This is a genomic window from Sulfitobacter alexandrii, from assembly GCF_001886735.1.
Lineage (GTDB): Bacteria > Pseudomonadota > Alphaproteobacteria > Rhodobacterales > Rhodobacteraceae > Sulfitobacter > Sulfitobacter alexandrii.
The window spans coordinates 853978-877668 of the sequence record NZ_CP018076.1; the positions used below are offsets into that span (position 1 = coordinate 853978).

Genomic DNA, 23691 nt, shown 5'->3' on the forward strand with positions numbered 1-23691 from the left:
GGCGTCGCCGGTCTCCGTCTTCGCAGGCCCCCAGCTTCTTTATGCCAAAAATACTCGTCGAACCGCCAGACATCCGGGAGGGTCGGTGGGAAAGGGGCGGCACGGATCACGCGCCGCCCCCGACCGTGATCACAGCTGCGGATAGAGCGGGAACTTCGCGCAGAGCGCCTCCACCTCGGCTTTCACCTTGGCTTCGACCTCGGCGTTGCCGTCCTCGCCGTTTGCGGCAAGACCATCGACCACCTCGATGATCCAGTCGGCGATCTGGCGGAATTCGGCCTCGCCGAAGCCGCGGGTCGTTCCCGCGGGGGAGCCGAGGCGGATGCCGCTGGTGATGGTCGGCTTCTCGGGATCGAAGGGCACGCCGTTCTTGTTGCAGGTGATGTGCGCGCGTCCCAGCGCCTTTTCGGTCGCGTTGCCCTTGACCCCTTTGGGCCGCAGGTCCACGAGCACGACGTGCGTGTCGGTGCCGTGGGTCACGGTGTCGAGACCGCCCTTGATGAGCTGGTCGGACAGCGCCTGTGCGTTGGCGATCACGGCCTTGATGTAGTCCTTGAACTCGGGGCGCAACGCTTCGCCGAAGGCGACGGCCTTGGCCGCGATCACGTGCATCAGCGGGCCGCCCTGGATGCCGGGGAAGATGGCGGAATTGAATTTCTTCGCCAGCGCCTCGTCGTTGGTCAGGATCATGCCGCCGCGGGGGCCGCGCAGGGTCTTGTGGGTGGTCGTCGTGGCCACATGGGCGTGCGGGAAGGGCGAGGGATGCTCTCCGGCGGCGACGAGGCCGGCGAAATGCGCCATGTCCACGTGCAGGTAGGCGCCGACTGAATCGGCAATCTCGCGCATCCGGGCAAAGTCGATCTGGCGGGGAATGGCGGAGCCGCCGGCGATGATGAGCTTGGGCTGATGCTCGGTCGCCAGTTCCTGCACCTGGTCGTAATCCAGCAGGTTGTCCTGCTTGCGCACGCCGTATTGCACCGCGTTGAACCACTTGCCCGACTGGTTGGGGGCTGCGCCGTGGGTCAGGTGCCCGCCCGCGTCGAGGCTCATGCCGAGAATCGTGTCGCCCGGCTGCAGGAGGGCCGTGAAGACGCCTTGGTTGGCCTGGGAGCCCGAGTTCGGCTGCACGTTCGCGAAGCCGCAGTCGAACAGCTTGCAGGCCCGTTCGATCGCGAGGTTCTCCGCGACGTCGACCCATTCGCAGCCGCCGTAGTAGCGACGGCCCGGATAGCCTTCGGCGTACTTGTTGGTCATCACCGATCCCTGCGCCTCGAGCACCGCTGCGGATACGATGTTCTCGGACGCGATCAGTTCGATCTCGTTGCGCTGGCGACCCAGTTCCCCGGTGATGGAGACCAGCAGTTCGGGATCGGACTGTGCCAGCGAGGCGGTGAAGAAGTCTTTCATGCGGGGCTCCTGTGCGGCGGAAATTTCCGTCGTGTGGTACCGGAAAGGACGCGGGCCGGAAAGAGCGTAAAGCGACCCTTGGACCGATATGCGCGGCAGCACTGGCAGGCATCGGCAATCTGTGCTTGGTTCGGGGCAGAACGTGCAGCATCGGAAACTTTCGCCATGATCTCCTTTCAACCCTGGCCGACCCCGTGAAGATCGCTTTCGTGGCCAGCCGGGCCGACGTGGCGCAGACGGCCCGTGCCGTTCTGACACAACGATACGGCAACGTGCCGCCTGCCGAGGCCGAGGTGATCGTCGCGCTGGGGGGCGACGGTTTCATGCTGGCGACCCTGCACCGCACCCAGGCGCTGGATGTGCCGGTCTACGGTATGAACCGGGGCACGATCGGCTTCCTGATGAACGAGTACAGCGAAACCGACCTGATCGACCGCCTGCGCGCGGCCGAGACAGCGGTGATAAACCCGCTGGTGATGCAGGCCACGCAGATCAACGGCGACATGGCCACGGCGCTGGCCATCAACGAGGTGTCGTTGCTGCGCGCGGGGCCGCAGGCCGCCAAGTTGCAGATTTCGGTCGACGGGCGGCTCAGGATGCACGAGCTGGTCTGCGACGGGGCGCTGGTGGCCACACCCGCCGGATCGACAGCCTACAATTATTCCGCACACGGACCGATCCTGCCCATCGGGTCCGACGTGCTGGCGCTGACGGCCATGTCGGCGTTCCGGCCCAGACGTTGGCGCGGTGCGCTGCTGCCCAAGCAGGCGAAAGTCCGCTTCGACGTGCTGGAACCCGAAAAGCGCCCCGTGATGGCGGATGCCGACGGCACCTCCTACCGGGACGTGATCACGGTGGAAATCGCATCCGAGCCGACGGTGTCGCACACGATCCTGTTCGATCCGGGTCACGGGCTGGAAGAACGCCTGATATCCGAACAGTTCACCTGACCTGCGGCGGTTCAGTCCTGCGCAGAGAGGTACTTCAGCGCGATGTCGGCGGCCTGCCGGCCCTCCAGCACGGGCGGCAGCAGGGTCAGGACGTCCCCCTCGGCATCCATGAGATAGATCAGCGACCCGTGGGAGTAGACCGGCCCGTACTCGGGGTCTTCGTAGGCCAGCGCATGATCGACCGAGAATGCCTCGTAGGCCGCCGCCAGTGCCTCCGGCGTGCCCGTCAGGCCCAGCAGGGCAGGGTGTATCTCGGAGAGCGGCGCGGCCATGGTATCGACCGTGTCGCGGGCGGGATCGACGGTGATCATCACCGGTTGCACGGTGATGCCCCGCGCGCCAAGAATGTCCGTCACCTCGCCCATCATGGGCAATGCGGCGGAACAGATGCCGGGGCAGTTCGCATAGCCAAAGAACAAGAGCTGCGCGTTGCCCGCCGGGTCGGCCTGGGTATGGGGCCGCCCGAAGTGATCGACCAGCGCATAGGGGCCACCCACGTCGAAGGGCAGGGGCGTTTCGGCCACGGCGCCACCCGCGGCCACGGTCGCGCAGGCAACTGCGATCGCGCGCCAGATCATTTGAACAGGTACGACTTGAACGCCTCGTCCGTCTCCAGACCAAGGCCAAGGTATCCGTTCTTCTCGATCTCGGCGGCAATGCGCGGATCGCGGCGGAACCACGGGCCATCGCCGGCCACGTCAGGGTTCTGTTCGGCCCAGTGACCAGTGAAACGGTCCGTCTTGGCCCAGTCGCCGCCCGCCGTCTTGACGCGCTGGACGAGGTAGATGTTCGAGGCTCCAAGGTCCGGGTCCTCGATCAGCAGCCCGTCCACGGTGACGTCCTGTCCGCAATAGGGCAGCAGGTCGACCACGGCACCGCTGAAGGCGGACTGGTTGTTCTTGGTCGCGAGCACCAGCGCGTCGTCCGCGCTCCGCAGGAGGCCGAGCTGTCGCGCGCCATCGCCGCAGTTCGCGGGGCAATCCCCGGTCAGTTCGCACATCACGTCCACGACGCGCGCGTCGAAAAGAGCGGGCACCTCGGCGTAAAGGTTCCACGACCGCGCTTCGGAGTCTGCGGAAAAATCCTGCGCCGCCAGCGGAGCGGCGAGCAGCAGAACGGCGGCGGCGGTTGCGAGCGCCCTCATTCCTTCGGCTCCGGGATCGCGAAGGATGGAACCACGTCGTACTCCTCGTGGGTGGGGTTGGTGATGCCCATATCCTCAACGACCTTCTCGACCACGATGTACTTCACGCCGTCGCGTTCATAAAACATGCCGTCGGCGGTGATCGTGTGCGACGCGAGCGTCAGGGCGGTGTCGCCCCCTGTCGCATTCGCCTGTGGCCCCAGCTTGAGCACGGTATAGACGGTGCCATCCTCGGCCAGCAGACCGATGGGAATACCGCCCGCGGAACACCACATGGCGCAGGTGTGGTGGGCGGAACCCACGACCGCGTCCGGCCCGCCCATGACACCGGAATAGTAGCACCACGTATCGATAATCTCGCCGGTGACGGTAATTCGCTCCGCCGCGGCCATCGTAGCAGGTGCCAGCACCAGCGCCAGCATTCCCCCGAATCTCTCTAACATGTCTGTCCCCCTTCTGAATGAAGTAAGGTTATGCGCTGTCCGGAGTTTCGGCCAAATCACATTTTCGAACGGCGCGCGAATGGCCGGTGCGGGAACCGAATCGACGTATGGGACGTTTGATATTCGAACCTGCCGCAGCGTTTTACGGATGTCGGCAGACCAGCAATATCAAGGAGACAGAAAATGAATTGGGACGAAATCAAAGGCAACTGGAAACAGATGACCGGCTCAATCAAGTCGGAGTGGGGCAAGCTCACCGACGACGAGGTCACCGAAGCGGAAGGCAACCGTGACAAGCTGGTCGGCAAGATCCAGGAGCGGTATGGCGTGGCCAAGGACGAGGCCGAGCGTCAGGTCGACGATTTCGCCGCGCGCCAGTAAGCCGCGAACAGACAACATAAGGGCGGTCCATCGGGACCGCCCTTTTTCGTGCTTTTTCGTGAGGTTGCCCCGAGAACCGCGGTGATCAGTCGAGCGTGAAGAGTTCCTGCCGCTGGGCGACCCCCCGCAGGCGATACTGGCCTAGCGACACGAGTTCCGGCGTGGATTCCAAAAGAGGTTGAGCCACGGCGGAGGAGATGATGATGCCCTGATCCAGTGGGCGCGTCATGCCCAAGATGCGGGCGGCGGTGTTGACGGTTGGGCCGATCACCGTGAAATCCAGCCGGGTCTTCCCCCCGATGTTTCCATAAAGAACGTCACCGGCGTGAAGGGCCAGCGTGAAATCGGCCGTGGCCAGCCCCTCGGCCTCGCGGGCGGAGTTGAGTTCGCCGAAGGCCGCCCGCAAGTCCAGTGCGGTTTGGACGGCGATGCGCCGGGCGTCGGGCAGCGCGTCCAGATCGAAGATCGCGAGCATCCCGTCGCCCATGAATTTCAGCACGTTGCCGCCGTTGCGCTCCACGATCTCGACTGCCGTGCCGAAACTCGCGTTCAGCAGGTCGATGACCGCATCACCCGGCAGGGACTCGGAGATCTTGGTGAACCCCCGAAGGTCGAAATAGAGGATCACCGCCGAGATCGTCTCGGATGAGCCGCGCATGATCGCGCCCGAAAGCACCCGACGGCTGGCATCGCGGCCCATGTAGGCCGCGGTGATGTCCTCGGCCATCAGGCGGTTCGCGCCGCATTTCAACGTGAGGCACAATGCCGGAAGCTGGCTGCGTATCGCGTCGCGCTGGGCTTCGGTGAAGCCGCCCGGCGCGTCGGTCGTCAGCGACAGGGTCATCCCTTCCGCGCCGCCGGGACCGAGATCGGTCGGGCTTGCGTGGTTCGGGTCGATGAAAAATCGCTTGAGCGCGAAATACTCGGTGCAGCCACGGGCGCGCAGGTCTTCGAAGATCGGGAAGTCGAGTTCCGGTTCCGGGTCCGTGAGATCCTGCCGCATTTCCGAGATGCCGGTGTTCAGCAGGTAGAAGAGCGGACTTTGCCGGTACTCCTCGGACCCTGAGTTCGACCGCTGGTACCCGAACCTTTCCTTGACGCCGTTGCGGAACCAGCGGAACGCGACTGCGCCAATCTCGGGATGGTGCGCGCGCAGGGAAAGGTTGACCCGGTGCAGGGGCACGCCCGCCGCGACCATCCGTTCGCACCATTCGACGGTCCAACGTTCGACGGGCGCGTTCTCGAGCCCCTGACGGATCAGCCAGTCGGTCAGATCCTTGAGCGCCGCCGTCATTTCCATCGCGTCTCGGACAGGGGCAGTCATGGCGGTTCTCCCGGCTGTGTTAGGTCAGTTCATCGACCACCATAACCGATGGTTTGCAGCGCGGCCCTGATTTCTTCGAGGATGGCCGGATCGTCGATGGTGGCGGGCAGGCGGAATTCCTCGTTGTCCGCGATCTTGACCATGGTCGCGCGCAGGATCTTGCCCGACCGGGTCTTGGGCAGACGGTCCACCACCAGCGCCTGCTTGAAGGCGGCGACGGGGCCGATCTGGTCACGGACGCGTTTGACGCATTCGGCGGCAATCTCCTCGTGCGGGCGGTTCACGCCCTTGGAGAGACAGACGAAGCCGACCGGGGCCTGCCCTTTCAACGGGTCGCTCACGCCCACGACGGCACATTCCGCAACGTCCGGGTGGCCGGCCAGCACTTCTTCCATCGCGCCGGTGGACAGGCGGTGCCCCGCCACGTTGATGACGTCATCGGTGCGCGCCATGATGTAGAGATACCCGTCCTCGTCCATCATCCCGGCATCGCCGGTCTCGTAGTAGCCCGGAAATGTCGTCAGGTAGCTCTTGCGAAAGCGGTCCTCGGCGTTCCAGAGCGTCGGCAGGGTGCCGGGGGGCAGGGGCAGCTTGATGGCGATGGCGCCAAGGGTGCCGCGCGGCAGTTCCTTGCCGCTTTCGTCGAGGATGCGGATATCGTAGCCGGGCATCGCCACGCTGGGCGAGCCGATCTTGACCGGCAGGTCGTCCAGACCGGCGGGGTTCGCGACCATCGGATAGCCGCTTTCCGTCTGCCACCAGTGGTCGAAAACGGGCTTGGCCAGTTTCTCCTGCGCCCAGATCACCGTGTCCGGGTCCGCGCGTTCCCCCGCGAGGTAGAGCGCGCGCAGGCAGGACAGGTCATATTTCTTGATGAACTCGCCTTTGGGGTCCTCGCGCTTGACCGCGCGGATCGCCGTGGGCGCGGTAAAGAAAGAGCGGACGTTGTGTTCCTCGATGATGCGCCAGAAGGTGCCCGCGTCCGGCGTGCCGACGGGCTTGCCCTCGAACACCACGGTGGTGTTGCCGTGGACGAGTGGCCCATAGCAGATGTAGCTGTGACCGACGACCCAACCGACGTCGGACGCCGCCCAGAACACGTCGCCGGGATCCACGTTGTAGACGTTCTTCATTGTCCAGTTCAGCGCGACGAGGTGGCCGGCGGTGTGGCGCACGACGCCCTTGGGCGCGCCGGTGGTGCCGGACGTATAGAGAATGTAGGCCGGGTGGTTGCCCTCCACCGGCACGCAATCTGCCGGTTCGGCGGCCTCTTGCGCCGTGGTCCAGTCGATGTCCCGCCCCGGGGTCAGGTCGCAGCGGTGCTGCTCGCGTTGCAGGATCAGGCAGACCTCGGGCTTGTGTTTCGCCATGTCAATCGCCCCGTCCAGCAAGGGCTTGTATTCGACCACCCGGCCCGGTTCCAGCCCGCAGGAGGCGGCCAGGATCGCCTTGGGCGCGCAGTCGTCGATACGGACGGCAAGTTCGTTGGCGGCAAAGCCTCCGAAGACCACGGAATGCACCGCGCCGATGCGCGCGCAGGCAAGCATCGCGTCGATGGCTTCGGGCACCATGGGCATGTAGATGATGACCCGGTCGCCCTTGGTCACCCCCTGCGCCTGCAGCGCCCCGGCGAGTTTCGACACGCGGTCCTGCAATTCGGCAAAGGTGATTTTCTGCTGGGTGCCGGTGATCGGGCTGTCGTGGATGATGGCAAGCTGGTCCGCACGTCCGTTTTCGACGTGACGGTCCACCGCATTGTAACAGCCGTTGACCCGCGCGTCGGCATACCATTCGTAAAGATCCGCCCCCCGGTCGAACAGGGCCTTCCGCGGCGGTTCGATCCAGTCGATGCCGCCTGCTGCATTCAGCCAGAATGCCTCGGGGTCGTTCTTCCAGGCTTCAAAGGTCGCGCGGTAGCTCATGTCGTCGTTCCTCCCGTTTACGATTGGTTACGCGAGGCGGGGGCGGCGGAACAAGAGGCTTCGCCCGGAGGCGGCCATAAATGCAAAGAAATTTTCTATGGCATTTGGACGACAGCGGACGAGTTTACATCGCCGGCACGGGTTTGCGGCTGTTCTTTCCGGGCCTGCGTGCTAAGTGCGTTGCAGTACCTGTTGTCTCTATCTGCTCGGAGAAGATTACCATGCGCGCCACCTCGCTTGCTTTCGCCCTCGCGGCCTCCTGCCTTGTCGCCCTGCCGGCTGCGGCGCAGGAACGGTCGTTCAACTTTGCCCTGCGCGGTGGAATCGGGGCGGCGCCGGCCTATCCGGGGTCCGACGATTTCACGGCGGCACCCGATCTCGGCTTTACCTTCGGGGCACTCAAGTGGGGCCGGGTCGATGTGGGCAACGGGGTCCGCGCCATCCCCGACAACGGCTTCGCCTTCCGCGGGGCATTCAAGTACGTGGGCTCGCGCGATGTTGCGGACAATCCCGAACTGGCCGGGCTGGGCGACATCGACGCGGCGGTCGAACTGGGCTTCGGGCTGGTCTACCGCGAGACGAACTGGCAGGTCTTCGGCGAAGTGCGTCACGGTTTCGGCGGGCACCACGGGGTGACCGGCACGCTGGGCGGCGATCTGATCTTTCGCCCCAGCGACAGGCTGACGATCCTCGCGGGGCCGCGGATCAACATGGGCAACACCGAATACGCCCAGACCTACTTCGGCGTGACCCCCGCGCAATCCGTGGGGTCGGCCTTTGCGCCCTTCGCGGCGGACGGCGGTGTGCTCGGGGCGGGCGTGACGGTCGAGGTGATCTACGAGCTCGACGACCGCTGGGCGCTGGAAAGCGCGGTGACCTACGAACGGCTGCAGAACTCTGCCGCGGACAGCCCGATCACCGCTGCCGGGTCCGAGGATCAGTGGACCGTGCGCTTCGGGGTCAGCCGGGTCTTCGACTGGCGGTTCTGAGCCGACGGCGGGCCTGTCCGCGCAGCGGATGTCGCAAACGGGCCGGGGTGTCGAATTTCCGACAGCCCGGCTTTTCTTTTGGGCGCAGGCTGATCCGCAGGGACGGCATCCCGCCGGTCCCGTGTCATGACAGGGTTCACGACAATGGGTGACAAGCTCGCCAACAAGAAGAAGAAAGCCCAGAAGGCCGCCAAGCCGGCGCCGAAGGGGCCGACCACCGTATCCGAGATCAAACCGTCCGCCCCGCGCAAGTGAGACGGAAAAGGACCGCCCCGGCGCTGGCCGGAGCGGTCCGCAGCACCTAGCCGTAGTGGGTCACCGGCGTGCCCGCGATGGCCCCGACGTTGAGCAGCCCGCGCGGGGTGATCGAGGGTGACACGATGTGCGCGCGGTTGCCCATCCCCATCAGGATCGGCCCGACTTCCAGCCCGCCGCCCTTCATCTTGAGGATGTTGCGCACGCCGGATGCGGCGTCGGCATGCGCGAATATCAGAACGTTGGCCGCCCCCTCCATCCGGTTGCCGGGCAAAAGGCGTGCGCGCAGGTCGGCATCGAGAGCCGTGTCGATGTTCATCTCGCCTTCGTAACAGAAATCGTCCCCCGCCGCGTCGAGAATCCCGATGGCGGCGCGCAGCCGGCCGCCGGTGCCTTCGCCCTGGTTGCCGAACTGCGACTGCGAGCAGAAGGCGATCTTGGGCTCGATCCCGAAACGGCGCACGTGGCGGGCCGCGCCCCGCGCGACTTCCACGATCTGCTCGGGGGTCGGGTGCAGGTGCACATGGGTGTCCGCGATGAACAGCGGGCCGTCTTCCAGAATCATCAGGCTGAGCGCGCCGTGGGGCCGCAGACCGTTCCGGCCGAGAACCTGTTCGACGTAGTTCAGGTGCCAGCGGAATTCCCCGAAGGTGCCGCAGATCAGGCTGTCGGCCTCCCCCCGGTGGACCATGACCGCACCGATGGCCGTGGTGTTGGTGCGCATGATCGCGCGGGCGATATCGGGCGACACGCCGCGCCGCGCCATCAGGTGATGATAGGTCTCCCAGTAGTCGCGGTAGCGGGGATCGTTCTCGGGGTTGACCAGTTCGACATTGTCGCCCAGCCGCAGCGCCAGTCCGGCCTGTTCGATCCGTTTCTCGATGACCTCGGGGCGGCCGATCAGGATCGGCGTCTCGACGGTTTCCTCGATGATGGCCTGCGCCGCGCGCAGCACGCGTTCGTCCTCGCCCTCGGCAAAGACCAGACGGCGTGGCGAGTCGCGGGCGGATTCGAACACCGGCCGCATCAGCAGCGCGGACTTGAACACCGACCCGTCGAGTTTCTGCTTGTAGGCCTCGAGGTCCGCGATCGGGCGCGCGGCGACGCCGGTTTCCATGGCGGCACGGGCCACGGCGGAGGAGACGACGCCGATCAAGCGGGGATCGAAGGGTTTCGGAATCAGGTACTCCGGCCCGAAGGTCATCTGCTCGCCCTGATAGGCGGCGGCGGCCTCGGCGCTGGTGGTGGCGCGGGCGAGGGCGGCGATCCCGTCGATACAGGCAAGCTGCATCGCGTCGTTGATGGTGCTGGCACCCACGTCCAGCGCGCCCCGGAAGATGAAGGGAAAGCAGAGGACGTTGTTCACCTGGTTGGGGAAATCCGACCGCCCCGTGGCGATGATGGCATCCGGCGCCACCGCGCGGGCGACGTCGGGCAGGATTTCCGGCGTGGGATTGGCGAGGGCGAAGATGATCGGACGGCTGGCCATTCTTGAGACCATTTCCGGGGTCAGCACGCCGGGGCCCGACAGGCCGAGGAAAAGATCCGCGCCCTCGATCACCTCGTCCAGGGTGCGCCTGTCTGTGTCTTGCGCGTACTCGGACTTGATCGGGTTCATGTCGACCTCGCGGCCGGTGTGGACCAGCCCATGAATGTCGCACAGCCAGACGTTTTCGCGCTTCACACCCAGCTTGAGCAGCATGTTCAGGCAGGCGATCCCCGCGGCACCGCCGCCGGTCGACACGACCTTGATGTCCTCGAAACGCTTGCCGGCGACGTGCAGCGCGTTCTTGGCGGCGGCCCCGACCACGATGGCGGTGCCGTGCTGGTCGTCGTGGAAGACCGGAATGTTCATGCGCTCGCGGCAGATCCGTTCGACGGTAAAGCAATCCGGGGCCTTGATGTCCTCGAGGTTGATCGCGCCGAAGGACGGTTCCAGCGCGCAGACGATGTCGGCCAGCCTTTCCGGGTCGCTCTGGTCCACCTCGATGTCGAAGCAGTCGATGTTCGCGAACTTCTTGAACAGGACGGCCTTGCCCTCCATCACCGGTTTGGAGGCCAGCGCGCCGATGTTGCCCAGGCCGAGGACTGCCGTGCCGTTCGTGACGACGGCCACGAGGTTCGCCCGTGCGGTGTAGAGCGCCGCCGCCGCCGGATCGGCCTTGATCTCGAGACAGGCTTCGGCCACGCCGGGCGAATAGGCCCGTGCCAGATCCCGCCCGTTGGCCAGCGGCTTGGTCGCCCGGATTTCGAGTTTGCCGGGCTTCGGCAGCGCGTGATAATCGAGCGCTGCCTGCCGCAGGTTGGAAGTGTCGGACATGCGCGGGGGCTCCTGCTGAAATTTTGTTTAGCGTTAAACTATCTTGCTCGCTTACGCCAGAATGTCATATCCCGAGGTCTTGGCAAAGCAGATTGCGCCCGCTCCGTGGCGGTGGATACTGCAGGAGACCGGCAAGAATGAAGGGTTTTGTCCGTGCAGACTTTCTGCAAGGATTCCCCTCCACAGGTGGGAGATGACGAACATGGGTCAGGATTTGAGACAGGCGGCAATGGCCGTGCGCGAGAACGCGCATGCACCCTATTCGGGGTTCAAGGTAGGGGCGGCGTTTCGTGCCGCGTCCGGCACGGTCTACGTGGGCTGCAACGTTGAAAACGTGGCCTATCCCGAAGGGACCTGCGCGGAGGCCGGGGCGATTGCCGCCATGGTCGCTGCGGGCGAGACGGTGCTGAGGGAGGTCTACGTCATCGCGGACAGTCCCATGCCCGTCACCCCCTGCGGCGGCTGCCGCCAGAAGCTGGCCGAATTCGGCGCCGGCGACGTGCCGGTCATCATGGCGACGACGGCGGGCGACGAACAGCACACGACCATTGCCGACCTGCTGCCGGGGACGTTCACCGCCGCCCACATGGAGGGGCAGGGATGAATGCCCGCGCCATCTTGGCGAAATTGCGTACGCGGCGCACTCCGTCCCGTGACGAATTGGCGTGGTTCGCTCAGGCTCTGGCGGATGGCGGGGTGAGCGACGCCCAGGCCGGCGCCTTTGCCATGGCGGTCTGCCTCAACGGGCTGTCGGACGTGGGCCGGGTGGCGCTGACGCTCGCGATGCGCGACTCGGGGCGCGTGCTGTCGTGGGATCTGGACGGGCCGGTGCTGGACAAGCACTCGACCGGTGGGGTGGGCGACTGCGTGTCCTTGATCCTCGCACCGGCGCTTGCGGCCTGCGGGGCCTTCGTTCCCATGATCTCCGGGCGGGGTCTGGGGCATACCGGCGGCACGCTCGACAAGCTGGAGGCGATCCCCGGTGTCGCGACGCAGCAGGACGAGGCGCGCTTTCGGCAGATCGTGGCGCAGGCGGGCTGCGCCATCGTCGGCGCCACGGCTGACATCGCCCCGGCCGACCGGCGGCTTTACGCGGTGCGCGACGTGTCCGCCACGGTCGAATCGCTCGACCTGATCACCGCCTCGATCCTCTCCAAGAAGCTGGCCGCGGGGCTGGACGGGCTGGTGCTGGATGTGAAGGTCGGCAGCGGCGCCTTCATGAAGGATCTTCCGGCCGCGCAGGCGCTGGCGGAGGCGCTGACCAAGACGGCCAATGCCGCCCGATGCCGGACCACCGCCGTCATCAGCGACATGAGCCAGCCTCTGGTCCCGAGCCTTGGCAATGCGCTGGAGGTTGCAGAGGTCATGCGCGTGCTGACCGGTCCGGGGCGCGGGCCCATCGTGGACGTGGCCGCGGCTCTGGGCGGTGTATTGCTGGCCAACGGCGGGCTGGTGACGGACGTTCAGGACGGGGCGGACGCCATCGCCCGGGTGATCCGGAACGGGACAGCCGCGGAGCGCTTCGGCAGGATGATCGCCGCAATGGGCGGTCCCGTGGGATTTGTCGAAAACTGGCAGCGGTTCCTGCCGGAGGCCAGCGTGATCCGGGAGGTCAAGGCCACGTCGTCAGGATACGTGCGCGCCATCGATGGCGAGGCGCTGGGCCTGACGGTGGTGGATCTCGGCGGTGGCCGCAAGGTGGAAACCGACAGCGTCAACCCGGCGGTCGGCCTGTCCGAAGTCGTGCGCCTGGGTACCAAGGTGGACCGGGGGCAGACCCTCGCGGTCGTACATGCGACCCGGTCGGACCATGCCGACGCCGCCGCTGCCGCCGTGGCGGGGGCCATCAGCCTCGGATCTGCGCGGGCCAAGGTGCCGGACCTGATCGTCGAAAGGATCGGATGATGTCGCGCGCGTTTCTGGTGGTGATGGATTCGGTCGGGATCGGCGGCGCGCCGGATGCGGACCGCTATTTCAACGGCGATGTGCCGGACACGGGTGCCAATACGCTGGGGCATATCGCGCAGGCCTGTTCCGAGGGGCTGACCGGGTTCGGGCAGGGGCCGCTGAAGCTTCCGACACTGGATGCGCTGGGCCTGGGTGCGGCATTGAAACTGGCAAGCGGCTTCGAGACGGTGGATGGCAGCCTCTCGCCCCGGTCCACCGCCACCTTCGGTGCCGCGACAGAAGTGTCGCGGGGCAAGGATACCCCCTCGGGCCATTGGGAACTGGCGGGCCTGCCGGTGCCGTGGGACTGGCATTATTTCCCCGACACGCGGCCCGCTTTCCCCGGTGACCTGTCGGCTTTCGTGGCGGAGGCCGCAGGAACCGAAGGGATCCTTGGAAACTGCCATGCCTCCGGCACGGCAATCATCGCAGAGCTTGGTGCGGAGCATTGCGAGACCGGCTGGCCGATCTGCTACACCTCTGCCGATTCGGTGTTTCAGGTCGCCGCGCACGAGGAGACCTTCGGGCTGGATCGCCTGATGGCGCTTTGCGAGGCCATCGCGCCGCGCCTGCACGCGATGAAGGTCGGCAGGGTGATCGCCCGGCCCTTCACCGGCAGCGCGGACGACGGTTTCACCCGCACCGCGAACCGCCGCGATTTCGCCATCACACCCCCGGCGCCCGTTCTGACCAACTGGGCGCAGGACGCCGGGCGCAGGGTCTACGCGGTGGGCAAGATCGGCGACATCTTTTCGATGCAGGGGATCGACGAGGTCCGCAAGGGGACGGACAGTCAACTGATGGGACACCTTGCCGACCTTGTGGACGAGGCCGAGGACGGCAGCCTGACCTTCGCGAATTTCGTCGAGTTCGACAGCGTTTACGGCCATCGCCGTGACGTGGCGGGTTATGCGCGGCAGCTGGAATGGTTCGACGCCGAGATCGGCAAGCTGCTGGGGCGGCTGCGGCCCGGTGACATCATGGTGCTGACCGCCGATCACGGCAACGATCCCACGTGGGTCGGCACGGATCACACCCGCGAGCGGGTGCCGGTACTGGTGGCGGGCAGCGATTCCGGGCCGCTGGGTCTGATCGGTTTCCGTGACGTCGCGGCGCTTGTCGCGGGGCACCTCGGTGTCGGCGTGGACGAGTGAGGCGCTAGGGTCACCGCGCCCCTCGGCAATGCCAATCCCCGGCGCGTTTTTCCACCCAAAAACGTGGGGCTCATGCTTGCGGCCCGAACTTTTTCACGCGACAACGGGATCAAAAGGAAACCGCTGCCATGCCCCCGATGACCGAAGACCACCTCACCGTGGTGGACCACCCGCTGGTCCAGCACAAGCTGACCATCATGCGCGACCGTGAGACCCCGACAGCCGTGTTCAGGCAGCTGCTGCGCGAGATCAGCCAGCTGCTGGCCTACGAGGTCACGCGCGGGTTGCCGATGACGACCAAGAAGATCAACACGCCGATGCAAGAGATGGACGCGCCCACCCTCGACGGCAAGAAGCTGGCGCTGATCTCGATCCTGCGCGCGGGCAACGGTCTTCTCGACGGCGTGCTGGAACTGGTGCCATCGGCCCGCGTGGGTTTCGTCGGGCTGTACCGCGACGAGGAAACGCTGCAGCCGGTCCAGTATTACTTCAAGGTGCCCGAAGGGCTGGACGACCGGCTCGTGATCGCGGTTGATCCGATGCTGGCCACCGGCAATTCCTCTGCCGCGGCGATCGACCTGCTGAAGCAGGCGGGCGCCACCAACATCCGCTTCCTGTGCCTGCTGGCCGCCCCGGAGGGGGTGGCGCGGATGAAGGAGGCGCATCCGGACGTGCCGATCGTCACGGCGGCGGTGGACACTGCGCTGAACGAGGTGGGCTACATCGTGCCGGGCCTCGGCGACGCCGGTGACCGGATGTTCGGGACCAAGTAGCGCGCGCAAGGCATTGAATGTGCGTGAAAGGGTGGCTCGGCGCTGGACACCGCGAGGCGGCTGGGGCATCCTCGGTCGAAGTGTAGAATTCAGATTGTGTGGGGGCACGAGATGAAGCTCAAGAGTTTGATTGCCATCGCCGTCATCGCCGCATCAGGCGGTACCTTCGCGGACCGAGCGGTCGCGCAGGAACAGGTTCCGGCGGAATTCCCGCCCGCGTCCTACAAGGGCAAGCAGTATATCGACAGCCAGGGCTGTGTCTTCATCCGCGCAGGGATCGACGGCAACGTGACATGGATCCCGCGGGTGACGCGGTCGCGCAAGGTGGTTTGCGGGTTCAAGCCGACGCTGGCCGGGCAGGTCGCCTCGGCCGCGCCGGCCCCCTCCGACGCTCCCGCGCCGGTCCAGATCACCCTGAACGATGCGCCGGTCGCCACGCCTGTGCCCGCTCCGGCGCCGCGCAGGGCTGCCCCGCCCAAGCCCGCTCCCGTGGTGGTGCGCCAGACTGCCCCCGCGCCGAAGCCTCGGCCCCGCGTCACGCCCGAGCCCGTCGTCATCGCGCCCGCGCCGGTCGCGCCGGTCCAGACCGCCACACGTGTCGCCGGTGCCTGTCCCGGTGCCTCCGCGCTGTCGAGCCAGTACCTGCGCGGCGCGCCCGGCGTGGTGGTCCGCTGTGGCCCGCAGGCCGAGCGGATCGTCGCCTCTGGCGGCGCCTCCCGTCGGGGGGCTGTCGCCGTTGCGGCCGATGACATCGAGATCACGGCCCATACCCGGATCGTGCCGAAGCACGTGGCGCAGAACCGGATCAACACCATCGACGGCGTCCGCGTGCCCAAGGGATACAAGGAAGTCTGGGATGACGGTCGGCTCAATCCGCACCGGGCCGAGCAGACGCTGGCGGGGCGCAGTGACATGCTGCTGATCTGGACGCAGACGGTGCCACGCCGCCTGATCGACCGGCGCACCGGGCGGGACATGACCGCGTCGGTTCCGCTGGTCTATCCGTATCTCGACATCGTTACGCAGCGCCGCCAGTTGGGCGAGGTCACGATCGTCCAGCGCGATGGCAAGTTGGCCAAGCGGATCATCCGCAATGCCGGGACCGCGAAGCGCAAGCCGGTCTATTCCAGCCGCTCCGCGCCGCAGGCGGCCCAGCCGCAGGCTTCGGCGAAGGCGCCGGCGCTGGCGGGCAAGCGTTTCGTGCAGATCGGCACCTACGGCAATCCGGCAAACGCCCGCCGGGCCGCCCAGACCGTCGCCCGCATCGGAATGGCCGCGCGCATCGGCAAGCACAATCGCGGTGGCACCACCTACATGACAGTGCAGGCCGGGCCGTTCCAGTCGGCGTCGGCGCTGCGAAACGCCGTGCAGCAGCTGCGGGGCGCAGGCTACCGGGACGCCTTCGCGCGCTGATCCGCAGCGGCGGTCCCGCAGGATACCTTCGGCCAGTCGGACAGGATCCGGCCCCGCAACTCCCTTGCCCAGAGCGTATAGAGACGCGCGGACGGATGGAAACCGTCCGCGGCCATGAGGCCGGGTTCGGCAGGGGTGTCGTAAGGGACATGAACGATGCCCGCGCGTCCGGTCAGATCACGCGCAAGGGCGGTCTCCAACCTGCGGCCGTGACGGGCCAGCGTCCAGCGCAGCGGGTCGGGCAGCAGCGGAAAGTGCTCTAGCGGCGGGATCCCACTGACATAGATCAGGCGCGGCGCATGAAGGACCGCCACGCGGTCCAGCAGGGCGCGCTGGCGCCGCAGCCAAAGCCGGGCCGGCAGTTGCCGGGTCACGTCGTTCACGCCGAGCGCTGTCACGACGACGTCGGCGGGCTCCGGATCACGGGTTGCCAATCGGCGCAGCGTGCTGCGGGTGGTGGCCCCGGTGACCGCGTCGAGTGTCCAGCGTATCCTGAAGTCGTCGGCAAGCATCGCCGCGAGCTGACCCGCGAGCGCATCGTCCTGCGATGCCACGCCAACCCCCGCGGCGGAGCTGTCGCCGATGATGCGCAGGCGCAGAGGTTGTCCGGACCCGAGCGTGCCATGGCGCGGGCCGTCCGCCTCGGGCAGGCGCAGGGCGCGGCGCCGCACCGCTACCGCTTGCGCCACGAGCACCGGAGACAGGGCAAGGCGCGCGGCGAGGTCCAGCATCAACCGCCGCAGATATTCTGCAACCGCAGCCAGTTTGCGTCCGACATCAGCGGCGCGGTCAGCTTGCCTGCCATGGGGTCGGCTTCGATCAGGGGCAGGGTGGTTTCACCGCTGATGTCGCGGGCGTAGGCATAGGGCGTGCTGCGGACCTCGGCCTTGGCGAACCGTTCCAGTTGCGCGGGCAGGGCGACCGGCGCGGGATCGGTGGCCATGAGGTGCTCGGCATACCGGTCCAGTGCCTTCGGGGCGACATCGCCCGTGGTCAGCAGGCGGAAGTTCTCGCGCGGGCCGACGGCGTCCAGCAGGTCGCGCAGCGGGTCGCTGTCGGCCCGGCGGGTCATCTCGGTCAGGACGTAGCCGGCTGCGACGTCGGGTTCCTCGAAATCCTCGATCACGGACCGGTCGAGCACGATGAGCCCGCCGGGCAGGTGCAGGCTTTCCCGCGTCATGTCCGGCAAAACCGCCAGCTTGCCGGCGGACAAGCGTTTGGAAAGGAGCGCGAGCGCCGCGCGACCGGCGGTGTCGGCGCAGGCCGGGCCAGAAACCCGTTCGATCCGGTCGAGCAGGGCGAGGCCGATTTCCACGCGTTTGACGCCGGGCACGACCCGAAGCGTGTGGTCCCGCATCGCGCCGGGCAGCCAGAACAGGATCAGCGCCGCCACGACCACCAGCGATACGGCGAGGCCGACAACCCGCAGACGCCCGGGCCGGGGGCGGGCACGGGTGATCGCACGGCGCAGCGTTTCGATCGCCTCGATCATCTCGGTTTCCGCTTCGGCGATCTCGAGGGTTTCGCCGGGGTCGCCATCGGGGTGGTAGACCGCCGGGGTGTCGCCGGGATTGGCCCGTTCGACCGCGGCCAACGACCAGTGGGTCAGGGGGCGGTCGTTGAGATTTGCGATCACCAGCGTCGCGTCGCCGATCGACACGATGACCTCCTGCCGCTGGGCATCCGGCGTCGCGCGCCAGAGCGCGGTCGCCTCGATCCTGGCGTATCTGGTGAGGGCGGTCATGAAGGTGGTGGCCTGTCTCTTGTTTTACCCCACTTTATCATCGCAGGTGGCGGCGGCAATGGGCCTGCACTGCCGCGACCCCGTCCCGCGATGAAGGTCCGGCGCCATGTCTCCGCCGGCCCCGACGCCCCTCGCGAGGAGCGGTCTCGGAGCGCCGGTGTCAGACGTCCGCAGCAGACGTCACCATGTTGCGCCGCCGACCGTTCAGAGTGAAGCCGCGCGTTTGCGCAGCTCGAATTTCTGGATCTTGCCGGTGGACGTCTTGGGCAACTCCTGGAAAACAACCCGCTTCGGCGTCTTGAACCCGGCGAGAGACTCGCGCGCAAAGGCGATCAGGGCCGCCTCGTCCTCGGCCGCGCCGGGCTTGAGCTCGACGAAGGCGCAGGGCACTTCGCCCCATTTCTCGTGGGGCTGGGCGACCACCGCGGCGAGGTTCACGTCGGGATGACCCATCAGCACGCCTTCGACCTCGACGCTCGAGATGTTCTCGCCGCCCGAGATGATGATGTCCTTGGCCCTGTCCGCGATCTGGATGTAGCCGTCGGGATGCTGCACGCCGATGTCGCCGGAATGGAAATAGCCGCCCTCGAACGCCTCGGCTGTCGCCTCGGGGTTCTTGAAATAGCCCTTCATCACCCCGTTGCCGCGGAACATGATTTCGCCCTGGGTCGTGCCGTCGGTCGGCACCGGTGCCAGCGTGTCGTCCGTGACGACGATCTCCTCGAAGATCGGCATGGCGACACCCTGCCGCGCCTTTCGGGTCGCCCGTTCCGCACCGCGCAGCGGTTCCCATTCGTCGCGCCAGAGGCATTCGGTCCCGGGGCCGTAAGTCTCCGTCAGCCCGTAGACCTGCGTCACGTTGAACCCCATCGGTTCGATCTTGGCCAGCGTGGCGGGCGCGGGGGGCGCACCGGCGGTAAACACCTCGACAACGTGGTCGAAGGTGCGCCGGTCTTCCTCGGGCGCGTTGACGAGAGCGTTCAGCACGATGGGGGCGCCGCCGAAGTGCGTCACGCCTTCGTCCGCGATGGCGTTGAAGATGTTCTTCGCGGTTATGTCGCGGCAGCACACGAGCGTGCCGCCGACCATCGGCATCATCCAGGTGTGGCACCAGCCGTTGCAGTGGAAGAGCGGCACGATCGTCAGGTAGACCGGGTGCAGGACCATGCGCCAGCTGAGGATCTGGCCCATCGCGTTCAGGTAGGCGCCGCGGTGATGGTAGACGACCCCCTTGGGCCGTCCGGTCGTGCCGGACGTGTAGTTGAGCGCGATGGATTCCCATTCGTCGCGGGGCATGATCCAGCCGAACGCCGGGTCGCCCTCTGCCAGGAAATCCTCGTAGGTCGTGTGCCGTCCGGTCGCCGGGTGTCCGGCGGCCGGGTCCGGTACCTCGATGATCTGCGGCCCGTCGCCTTGCATCTCCTCCAGCGCCGCCTCCGCCAGGGGGACGAACTCGGTGTCCACCAGCACCAGCTTTGCCCCGCCGTGACCGAAGATATAGGCGACCGTCCCGACCTCCAGCCGGGTGTTGATGGTGTTGAGCACGGCCCCGCAGGCCGGTACGCCGAAATGCGCTTCCGCCTGCGCCGGCAGGTTCGGCAGCAGTGTCGCCACCACGTCGCCCGGGCGGACGCCGCGGCCGGCGAGCGCCGACGCAAGGCGGCTGCACCGGGCGTGGTAGTCCGCATAATTCACCCGGTGGTCACCGTAGACGACCGCGGTGCGACCGTCGAAAACCCGTGCTGCGCGTTTCAGTTGCGAAAGGGGGGTCAGCGGCACGTAGTTCGCCGCGCATTTGTCCAGCCCGGTTTCGTCCTGCATCCAGCCCATCGGTATCCTCCCTGTTCCGTGCCCGGCGTATCGACTATTGCGATCCGACCATGTCTTTGGAAAGGTGAAAAGAAAAGAGGTATCGGGTGAGCGTCCCTACAATCAGACCAGGGCTGGCGGCGGTCTTCGTGCTGGGCGGCATGGCCACACTGGGCCTGACGGACAATTTCGTGCCGCATATTTCCGAGCGCGGATCGCTCTGGCAGTTTCATTTCGTCCGCTCGCTGATGGCCATGGCGGTCATGCTCGCCGTGGCGGCCGTGGGTCTTGGCAGCCTGCGGCCCCGCAGACCCTGGGCGGTCGCGGGTCGGAGCCTTTTCCAGGCGGGGTCGATGCTGATCTACTTCGGCTGCCTGTCGGTGCTGCCCATCGGCGTCGTGGTGGCGGGGCTGTTCACGTCGCCGCTCTTCGTCGTCCTGATCTCGATCCTGTTCCAGGGCAAGCGCGTCGGCCCCTGGCGCTGGTGCGCCGTGGGCATCGGCTTTGCCGGGGCGTTGCTGGTCATCCGCCCCGATCCGTCGGCGCTGAACTGGGTGTCCTTCGCGCCGATCCTCGCCGGGATGCTGTATGCGGTCGGGGCGGTCGCGACCCGTGCATGGTGCGAGGGAGAAACCACTCTGACGCTGAGCGCGGGCTTCTTCGCGGCGCTTGGCGTTTTCGGGCTCGTCGGCATGGCGCTGCTGCCGGGAACGGGCGCGCCTGAGGGGCACGCGGGCTTCGTATGGCGCACGACCGGCCCGCTGGATGCGACCATGCTGTTCTGGTTCGCGGTACAGGCCGTGGGGTCGCTCATCGGGATCGCGCTCATCTTTCGGGGCTACCTGCTGGGCGAGGCGAGCCACGTCGCGGTGTTCGAGTACTCGCTGCTGGTCTTCGCCAGCTTCTGGGCCTGGGTTCTGTGGGGCCAGGAGGTACCGCCTCTGGCGCTGGCGGGCATGGCGCTGATCGCCAGCGCGGGCAGCATCATCGCCCTGCGGTCGGATGATCCGGTGCCGCCGGGGCGGACACCCGCAGGGGACGGCCCATGATCATCAGCCGGGGGCGGTCCTATATCTTCGTGCACGTCCCCAAGACCGGCGGCACGTCTCTTGCCCTCGCGCTGGAGGACCGGGCGATGAAGGACGACATGATGCTGGGTGACACGCCAAAGGCGGCCCGGCGGCGGCGTCGGCTGAAGGCGGCACCGGCAGCGGGCCGTTTGTGGAAACACAGCACGCTGTCGGACATCGACGGGCTGCTGACCCCGGCCGAGATCGCGGGCATGTTCACCTTCACCATGGTCCGCAACCCGTGGGACCGTGTCCTGAGCTACTACCGCTGGCTGCGCGGGCAGAGGTTCGATCATCCTGCCGTGAAGCTGGCGCAGGCAACGGATTTCGCCGGCTTCCTGACGGACGCGGGCACGCAGGACAGCCTGCGGCACTGGCCCGCCGCCCGGTACATGCGCGATGCCACGGGAACCGAGCGTTGCAGCGCCTACATCCGGCTGGAGCGGTTCGACACCGATGCCATGCCGCTGTGGGACCACCTCGGTTTCCGGCTGGAGCTGCCGCACGTCAACGCCTCGGCTGCGGGCGACTCCGACCGGGATGCCTATACCCCCGCGCTGCGCAGGATCGTCGCGCGGTGCTGCGCCGAGGACATCGCGCGATTCGGCTATTCGTTCGACTGACGCGGTCCGACGGTCGCGACCGCAGCGGCGCGGGGTGATTGTGCCGCCGACGCGCATCATTCCGCGGTGTTCGACGGGAACTGTTGCTGATACCCGGCACAATGCCCAAATTGCGCCGCTTTCCTGTCCCGTACCGGACACGGGAATCACTCCAATTGGTCTCATCAACTGCATCGGCGCCCTGCCACGGCGCTTCACCATGGGGATGGATGAAATGTTTGGATGGAAGACGAAGCAGCCGAACCGTCGCGCGACCGAGATGACCGGCGCCTATGACGGGGGTCTTGCGATGATGACACAGGGCCTGATCGCGGGGACACGGGTCGCGTCCAACCTGGGCTGGCGCGCAGTCGAGGCACTGGCGGTGGGCGACAGCGTGCTCACCTTCGACAACGGCATGCAACGCATCACCGAATTGCGGCGCTTGGCCCTGTTCCCCGACGCGCCGGACACAGCGGCGGCCTGCTGGCCGGTCGTTGTCCCGGAAGGTGCCCTGGACAACCGCGCGGAACTGACGCTCCTTCCGGACCAGGGCGTGCTGGTGGAAAGCGATGCGGCTTCGGACATGTACGGCGATCCGTTCGCCGTGGTGCCGGCCCAGGCGCTGGTCGGCCTGCGCGGGATCCACCGCGCCGCCCCGCAACACAAGGTCGAGCTGGTGATCATCGCCTTTGCCGAAGAGCAGGTGATCTACGCCGAGGGCGGCACGCTGATCCATTGCCCCCTTGTCCGGCCCGCGCTCGACAACCTGATGGACAAGACCAGCGCGGTCTACGATGTCCTTGGGATGCGAGATGCGGCATATGTGGCCGGCTGCCTGAGCGCCGAAGACCGTATCCTCGCGACCGCGGGGCGCATGGCCGGCCCGGCAGCCTATTGCTGAGACCGCAGCCGAACCAGCGGACCCGCGGGTAACAGCCTTGGGCCTTTCCTGCCGCTTTCAGAGCGCGACCAGATGGTTGTCCCACATCAGCGCGGCACTGGCCCGCGCACCGGCGGTGTCGCGCAGGCAGCGCAGCGTGCCGGTTCCGGTCGTCACGGTGAATCCCTGCGCCGCCGGGGCGATCCCGCAAACATCCTCCAGCGCTTCCGACCGCGTGAGAGCCATGGTCGCCGTGTCGTAGAACTGGACCATTCCGCCGCGCGGCGAGGTGACGGCGATCGTCGCGCCATCGGCCGAACAGGCAACGCTCCCGATATAGCCCTGCATCCGGTCGACCGCTTCAGCGGGCGCGTCGAAAAGCGTGATCTCCGATCCCCTCCGGTGCAGGCCCACCAGCGCATCCACCGGCTCTTCTCCCTGCCACTGCATCCCGAGCGCCACTTCGCCTTGGGGTCCTACCGCAAGGTGACGGATCGAATTCTTGTGCAGTGCCTTCGGCAGGGCGGCCTGTTCGACGATCCGCTCGGCCTCGATATAGGTCAGGTTCGGGGCCATGGTCGGAATGTTGAGCTTGGCCCGACCGCTGTCGGGATGGGTGTCTATCCCCCCGTTGGCCACGACCAGCGTGTCGGAGCCGGGCAGACGCCGGATGTCATGCGGACCGATGCCGCCACTGGCGATCTCGCCCACGCGGACATAGCCCGCCGTGACGTCCCAGACGCCGATACGTCCGGTGCCGGTGGTGAAGTCGTTCTCCGTGGTATAGAGCAGATCGCCTGCCTGCGAATAGGCGCCATGCCCGTAGAAGTGCCGCCCCTCCGGGCTGGCGAGGGTGCTGAGGATCCGGCCGCTGGCGCAGTCGATCACCAGCGCGAAGGTGCCGGGCCGGCGGGCGAAAGCCACCGCCTGCGGGCGGCTGGGATGGGCCGCCGCGGCGTGGCCACGCGCGGGCAGCGGAAGTTCGAAGCGCACCGACAGGTCCGCGCCAATCCCGCACAGCAGGTAGCTGCCGTCGGGACGGCCCCCCGCGGCAAGATAGGCGGGCGAGCCGGCGTCGGCCCAGGTGGGGCGCGGGATCACGCCCGCGGCGATCAGCCCGCCGAGAAATCGCCGACGGCCCGTGTCAGTGCGACGTGTCAT

Annotated in this window: 23 protein-coding genes; 12 read left to right on the top strand and 11 right to left on the bottom strand. The window is 67.0% G+C overall.

Annotation, left to right across the window (positions count from 1 at the left end):
* Positions 1 to 129 precede the first annotated feature (129 nt).
* Positions 130 to 1407, bottom strand: a complete 1278-nt coding sequence (gene glyA / locus BOO69_RS04225; protein ID WP_071970610.1) for a serine hydroxymethyltransferase — start codon at positions 1405 to 1407, stop codon at positions 130 to 132.
* Between the two features lie 194 nt (positions 1408 to 1601).
* Between glyA and BOO69_RS04230 the strand changes: the two genes are divergently transcribed.
* Positions 1602 to 2357 carry an NAD kinase gene (locus tag BOO69_RS04230; protein ID WP_071970612.1) on the top strand — a complete coding sequence of 252 codons (756 nt, stop codon included), beginning with the start codon at positions 1602 to 1604 and terminating at the stop codon, positions 2355 to 2357.
* Positions 2358 to 2368: 11 nt separating this feature from the next.
* On the opposite strand, the gene BOO69_RS04235 is transcribed toward BOO69_RS04230, so the two are convergent.
* Genes BOO69_RS04235 through BOO69_RS04245 form a run of 3 tightly spaced genes read right to left on the bottom strand, consistent with a single transcriptional unit; the run spans position 2369 to position 3944 of the window.
* Positions 2369 to 2935 carry an SCO family protein gene (locus BOO69_RS04235; RefSeq protein WP_071970614.1) on the bottom strand — a complete coding sequence of 189 codons (567 nt, stop codon included), beginning with the start codon at positions 2933 to 2935 and terminating at the stop codon, positions 2369 to 2371.
* Positions 2932 to 3501, bottom strand: coding sequence for a hypothetical protein (locus tag BOO69_RS04240; RefSeq protein WP_071970617.1), 570 nt, complete (start codon positions 3499 to 3501; stop codon positions 2932 to 2934). The genes BOO69_RS04235 and BOO69_RS04240 overlap by 4 nt, the downstream gene beginning before the upstream one ends.
* Positions 3498 to 3944: a hypothetical protein gene (locus BOO69_RS04245; RefSeq protein ID WP_071970619.1), complete on the bottom strand. Its 447-nt coding sequence runs from the start codon at positions 3942 to 3944 to the stop codon at positions 3498 to 3500. The genes BOO69_RS04240 and BOO69_RS04245 overlap by 4 nt, the downstream gene beginning before the upstream one ends.
* A gap of 183 nt (positions 3945 to 4127) precedes the next feature.
* Between BOO69_RS04245 and BOO69_RS04250 the strand changes: the two genes are divergently transcribed.
* Complete coding sequence (locus BOO69_RS04250; protein ID WP_071970621.1) at positions 4128 to 4325, top strand: CsbD family protein; 198 nt, start codon at positions 4128 to 4130, stop codon at positions 4323 to 4325.
* An 85-nt stretch (positions 4326 to 4410) separates the two neighbouring features.
* Here BOO69_RS04250 and BOO69_RS04255 read toward each other — a convergent pair whose 3' ends face one another.
* Complete coding sequence (locus BOO69_RS04255; protein WP_071970623.1) at positions 4411 to 5649, bottom strand: adenylate/guanylate cyclase domain-containing protein; 1239 nt, start codon at positions 5647 to 5649, stop codon at positions 4411 to 4413.
* Positions 5650 to 5678: 29 nt separating this feature from the next.
* Positions 5679 to 7571 (bottom strand): propionyl-CoA synthetase, encoded by a 1893-nt coding sequence (locus BOO69_RS04260; RefSeq protein ID WP_071970625.1) that lies wholly within the window; start codon positions 7569 to 7571, stop codon positions 5679 to 5681.
* A 221-nt stretch (positions 7572 to 7792) separates the two neighbouring features.
* Here BOO69_RS04260 and BOO69_RS04265 point away from each other — a divergent pair, with 221 nt between their 5' ends.
* Positions 7793 to 8560, top strand: a complete 768-nt coding sequence (locus BOO69_RS04265) for a MipA/OmpV family protein (RefSeq protein ID WP_071970627.1) — start codon at positions 7793 to 7795, stop codon at positions 8558 to 8560.
* Between the two features lie 144 nt (positions 8561 to 8704).
* Positions 8705 to 8815: a malic enzyme gene (locus BOO69_RS04270; RefSeq protein ID WP_071970629.1), complete on the top strand. Its 111-nt coding sequence runs from the start codon at positions 8705 to 8707 to the stop codon at positions 8813 to 8815.
* A gap of 46 nt (positions 8816 to 8861) precedes the next feature.
* Here BOO69_RS04270 and BOO69_RS04275 read toward each other — a convergent pair whose 3' ends face one another.
* The gene (locus tag BOO69_RS04275; RefSeq protein WP_071970631.1) at positions 8862 to 11135 is read right to left on the bottom strand and encodes an NADP-dependent malic enzyme; all 2274 of its coding nucleotides are present in this window, start codon (positions 11133 to 11135) and stop codon (positions 8862 to 8864) included.
* Positions 11136 to 11337: 202 nt separating this feature from the next.
* On the opposite strand from BOO69_RS04275, the gene BOO69_RS04280 reads away from it, so the two are divergent.
* From BOO69_RS04280 to BOO69_RS04300, 5 genes are all read left to right on the top strand, one after another.
* Positions 11338 to 11739: a cytidine deaminase gene (locus BOO69_RS04280; RefSeq protein WP_071973627.1), complete on the top strand. Its 402-nt coding sequence runs from the start codon at positions 11338 to 11340 to the stop codon at positions 11737 to 11739.
* Positions 11736 to 13040 (top strand): thymidine phosphorylase, encoded by a 1305-nt coding sequence (locus BOO69_RS04285; protein ID WP_071970633.1) that lies wholly within the window; start codon positions 11736 to 11738, stop codon positions 13038 to 13040. Before BOO69_RS04280 ends, BOO69_RS04285 begins: the two co-directional genes overlap by 4 nt.
* A complete protein-coding gene (locus BOO69_RS04290) occupies positions 13040 to 14236 on the top strand; it encodes a phosphopentomutase (protein WP_071970635.1) in 1197 nt (398 codons plus the stop codon). The genes BOO69_RS04285 and BOO69_RS04290 overlap by 1 nt, the downstream gene beginning before the upstream one ends.
* Positions 14237 to 14373: 137 nt before the next feature.
* The gene (gene upp / locus BOO69_RS04295; RefSeq protein ID WP_071973628.1) at positions 14374 to 15009 is read left to right on the top strand and encodes a uracil phosphoribosyltransferase; all 636 of its coding nucleotides are present in this window, start codon (positions 14374 to 14376) and stop codon (positions 15007 to 15009) included.
* 111 nt (positions 15010 to 15120) lie between these two features.
* On the top strand, positions 15121 to 16422 hold the full coding sequence (locus tag BOO69_RS04300) for an SPOR domain-containing protein (protein WP_083545444.1): 1302 nt from the start codon (positions 15121 to 15123) through the stop codon (positions 16420 to 16422).
* Here the strand turns inward: BOO69_RS04300 and BOO69_RS04305 are convergent.
* The 3 genes from BOO69_RS04305 to BOO69_RS04315 form a co-directional block, all read right to left on the bottom strand.
* Entirely contained in the window at positions 16398 to 17153 is a 756-nt protein-coding gene (locus tag BOO69_RS04305) for an SGNH/GDSL hydrolase family protein (RefSeq protein ID WP_083545445.1), read from the bottom strand. The two genes, BOO69_RS04300 and BOO69_RS04305, sit on opposite strands and share 25 nt — an antisense overlap.
* The gene (locus BOO69_RS04310; protein ID WP_071970637.1) at positions 17153 to 18166 is read right to left on the bottom strand and encodes a hypothetical protein; all 1014 of its coding nucleotides are present in this window, start codon (positions 18164 to 18166) and stop codon (positions 17153 to 17155) included. The genes BOO69_RS04305 and BOO69_RS04310 overlap by 1 nt, the downstream gene beginning before the upstream one ends.
* Positions 18167 to 18370: 204 nt before the next feature.
* A complete protein-coding gene (locus BOO69_RS04315) occupies positions 18371 to 19996 on the bottom strand; it encodes an AMP-binding protein (protein ID WP_071970639.1) in 1626 nt (541 codons plus the stop codon).
* An 86-nt stretch (positions 19997 to 20082) separates the two neighbouring features.
* On the opposite strand from BOO69_RS04315, the gene BOO69_RS04320 reads away from it, so the two are divergent.
* The 3 genes from BOO69_RS04320 (at position 20083) to BOO69_RS04330 (ending at position 22551) form a co-directional block, all read left to right on the top strand.
* Positions 20083 to 21024 (top strand): DMT family transporter, encoded by a 942-nt coding sequence (locus tag BOO69_RS04320; RefSeq protein ID WP_071970641.1) that lies wholly within the window; start codon positions 20083 to 20085, stop codon positions 21022 to 21024.
* Positions 21021 to 21668: a sulfotransferase family 2 domain-containing protein gene (locus tag BOO69_RS04325; RefSeq protein WP_071970643.1), complete on the top strand. Its 648-nt coding sequence runs from the start codon at positions 21021 to 21023 to the stop codon at positions 21666 to 21668. Before BOO69_RS04320 ends, BOO69_RS04325 begins: the two co-directional genes overlap by 4 nt.
* Positions 21669 to 21882: 214 nt before the next feature.
* Positions 21883 to 22551 (top strand): Hint domain-containing protein, encoded by a 669-nt coding sequence (locus tag BOO69_RS04330; protein WP_172839495.1) that lies wholly within the window; start codon positions 21883 to 21885, stop codon positions 22549 to 22551.
* 57 nt (positions 22552 to 22608) lie between these two features.
* On the opposite strand, the gene BOO69_RS04335 is transcribed toward BOO69_RS04330, so the two are convergent.
* Complete coding sequence (locus BOO69_RS04335) at positions 22609 to 23691, bottom strand: DUF1513 domain-containing protein (RefSeq protein WP_071970645.1); 1083 nt, start codon at positions 23689 to 23691, stop codon at positions 22609 to 22611.

What these genes read in the sequence shown, in the direction of transcription:
- BOO69_RS04305 (WP_083545445.1), bottom strand. Translation starts at nt 17,153, where the DNA reads ATGCTGGACCTCGCCGCGCGCCTTGCCCTGTCTCCGGTGCTCGTGGCG.
- BOO69_RS04250 (WP_071970621.1), top strand. Translation starts at nt 4,128, where the DNA reads ATGAATTGGGACGAAATCAAAGGCAACTGGAAACAGATGACCGGCTCA.
- BOO69_RS04335 (WP_071970645.1), bottom strand. Translation starts at nt 23,691, where the DNA reads ATGACACGTCGCACTGACACGGGCCGTCGGCGATTTCTCGGCGGGCTG.
- BOO69_RS04300 (WP_083545444.1), top strand. Translation starts at nt 15,121, where the DNA reads ATGAAGCTCAAGAGTTTGATTGCCATCGCCGTCATCGCCGCATCAGGC.
- upp (WP_071973628.1), top strand. Translation starts at nt 14,374, where the DNA reads ATGACCGAAGACCACCTCACCGTGGTGGACCACCCGCTGGTCCAGCAC.
- BOO69_RS04325 (WP_071970643.1), top strand. Translation starts at nt 21,021, where the DNA reads ATGATCATCAGCCGGGGGCGGTCCTATATCTTCGTGCACGTCCCCAAG.
- BOO69_RS04270 (WP_071970629.1), top strand. Translation starts at nt 8,705, where the DNA reads ATGGGTGACAAGCTCGCCAACAAGAAGAAGAAAGCCCAGAAGGCCGCC.
- BOO69_RS04240 (WP_071970617.1), bottom strand. Translation starts at nt 3,501, where the DNA reads ATGAGGGCGCTCGCAACCGCCGCCGCCGTTCTGCTGCTCGCCGCTCCG.
- BOO69_RS04245 (WP_071970619.1), bottom strand. Translation starts at nt 3,944, where the DNA reads ATGTTAGAGAGATTCGGGGGAATGCTGGCGCTGGTGCTGGCACCTGCT.
- glyA (WP_071970610.1), bottom strand. Translation starts at nt 1,407, where the DNA reads ATGAAAGACTTCTTCACCGCCTCGCTGGCACAGTCCGATCCCGAACTG.
- BOO69_RS04235 (WP_071970614.1), bottom strand. Translation starts at nt 2,935, where the DNA reads ATGATCTGGCGCGCGATCGCAGTTGCCTGCGCGACCGTGGCCGCGGGT.
- BOO69_RS04255 (WP_071970623.1), bottom strand. Translation starts at nt 5,649, where the DNA reads ATGACTGCCCCTGTCCGAGACGCGATGGAAATGACGGCGGCGCTCAAG.
- BOO69_RS04330 (WP_172839495.1), top strand. Translation starts at nt 21,883, where the DNA reads ATGTTTGGATGGAAGACGAAGCAGCCGAACCGTCGCGCGACCGAGATG.
- BOO69_RS04310 (WP_071970637.1), bottom strand. Translation starts at nt 18,166, where the DNA reads ATGACCGCCCTCACCAGATACGCCAGGATCGAGGCGACCGCGCTCTGG.
- BOO69_RS04265 (WP_071970627.1), top strand. Translation starts at nt 7,793, where the DNA reads ATGCGCGCCACCTCGCTTGCTTTCGCCCTCGCGGCCTCCTGCCTTGTC.
- BOO69_RS04285 (WP_071970633.1), top strand. Translation starts at nt 11,736, where the DNA reads ATGAATGCCCGCGCCATCTTGGCGAAATTGCGTACGCGGCGCACTCCG.
- BOO69_RS04290 (WP_071970635.1), top strand. Translation starts at nt 13,040, where the DNA reads ATGTCGCGCGCGTTTCTGGTGGTGATGGATTCGGTCGGGATCGGCGGC.
- BOO69_RS04280 (WP_071973627.1), top strand. Translation starts at nt 11,338, where the DNA reads ATGGGTCAGGATTTGAGACAGGCGGCAATGGCCGTGCGCGAGAACGCG.
- BOO69_RS04315 (WP_071970639.1), bottom strand. Translation starts at nt 19,996, where the DNA reads ATGGGCTGGATGCAGGACGAAACCGGGCTGGACAAATGCGCGGCGAAC.
- BOO69_RS04260 (WP_071970625.1), bottom strand. Translation starts at nt 7,571, where the DNA reads ATGAGCTACCGCGCGACCTTTGAAGCCTGGAAGAACGACCCCGAGGCA.
- BOO69_RS04275 (WP_071970631.1), bottom strand. Translation starts at nt 11,135, where the DNA reads ATGTCCGACACTTCCAACCTGCGGCAGGCAGCGCTCGATTATCACGCG.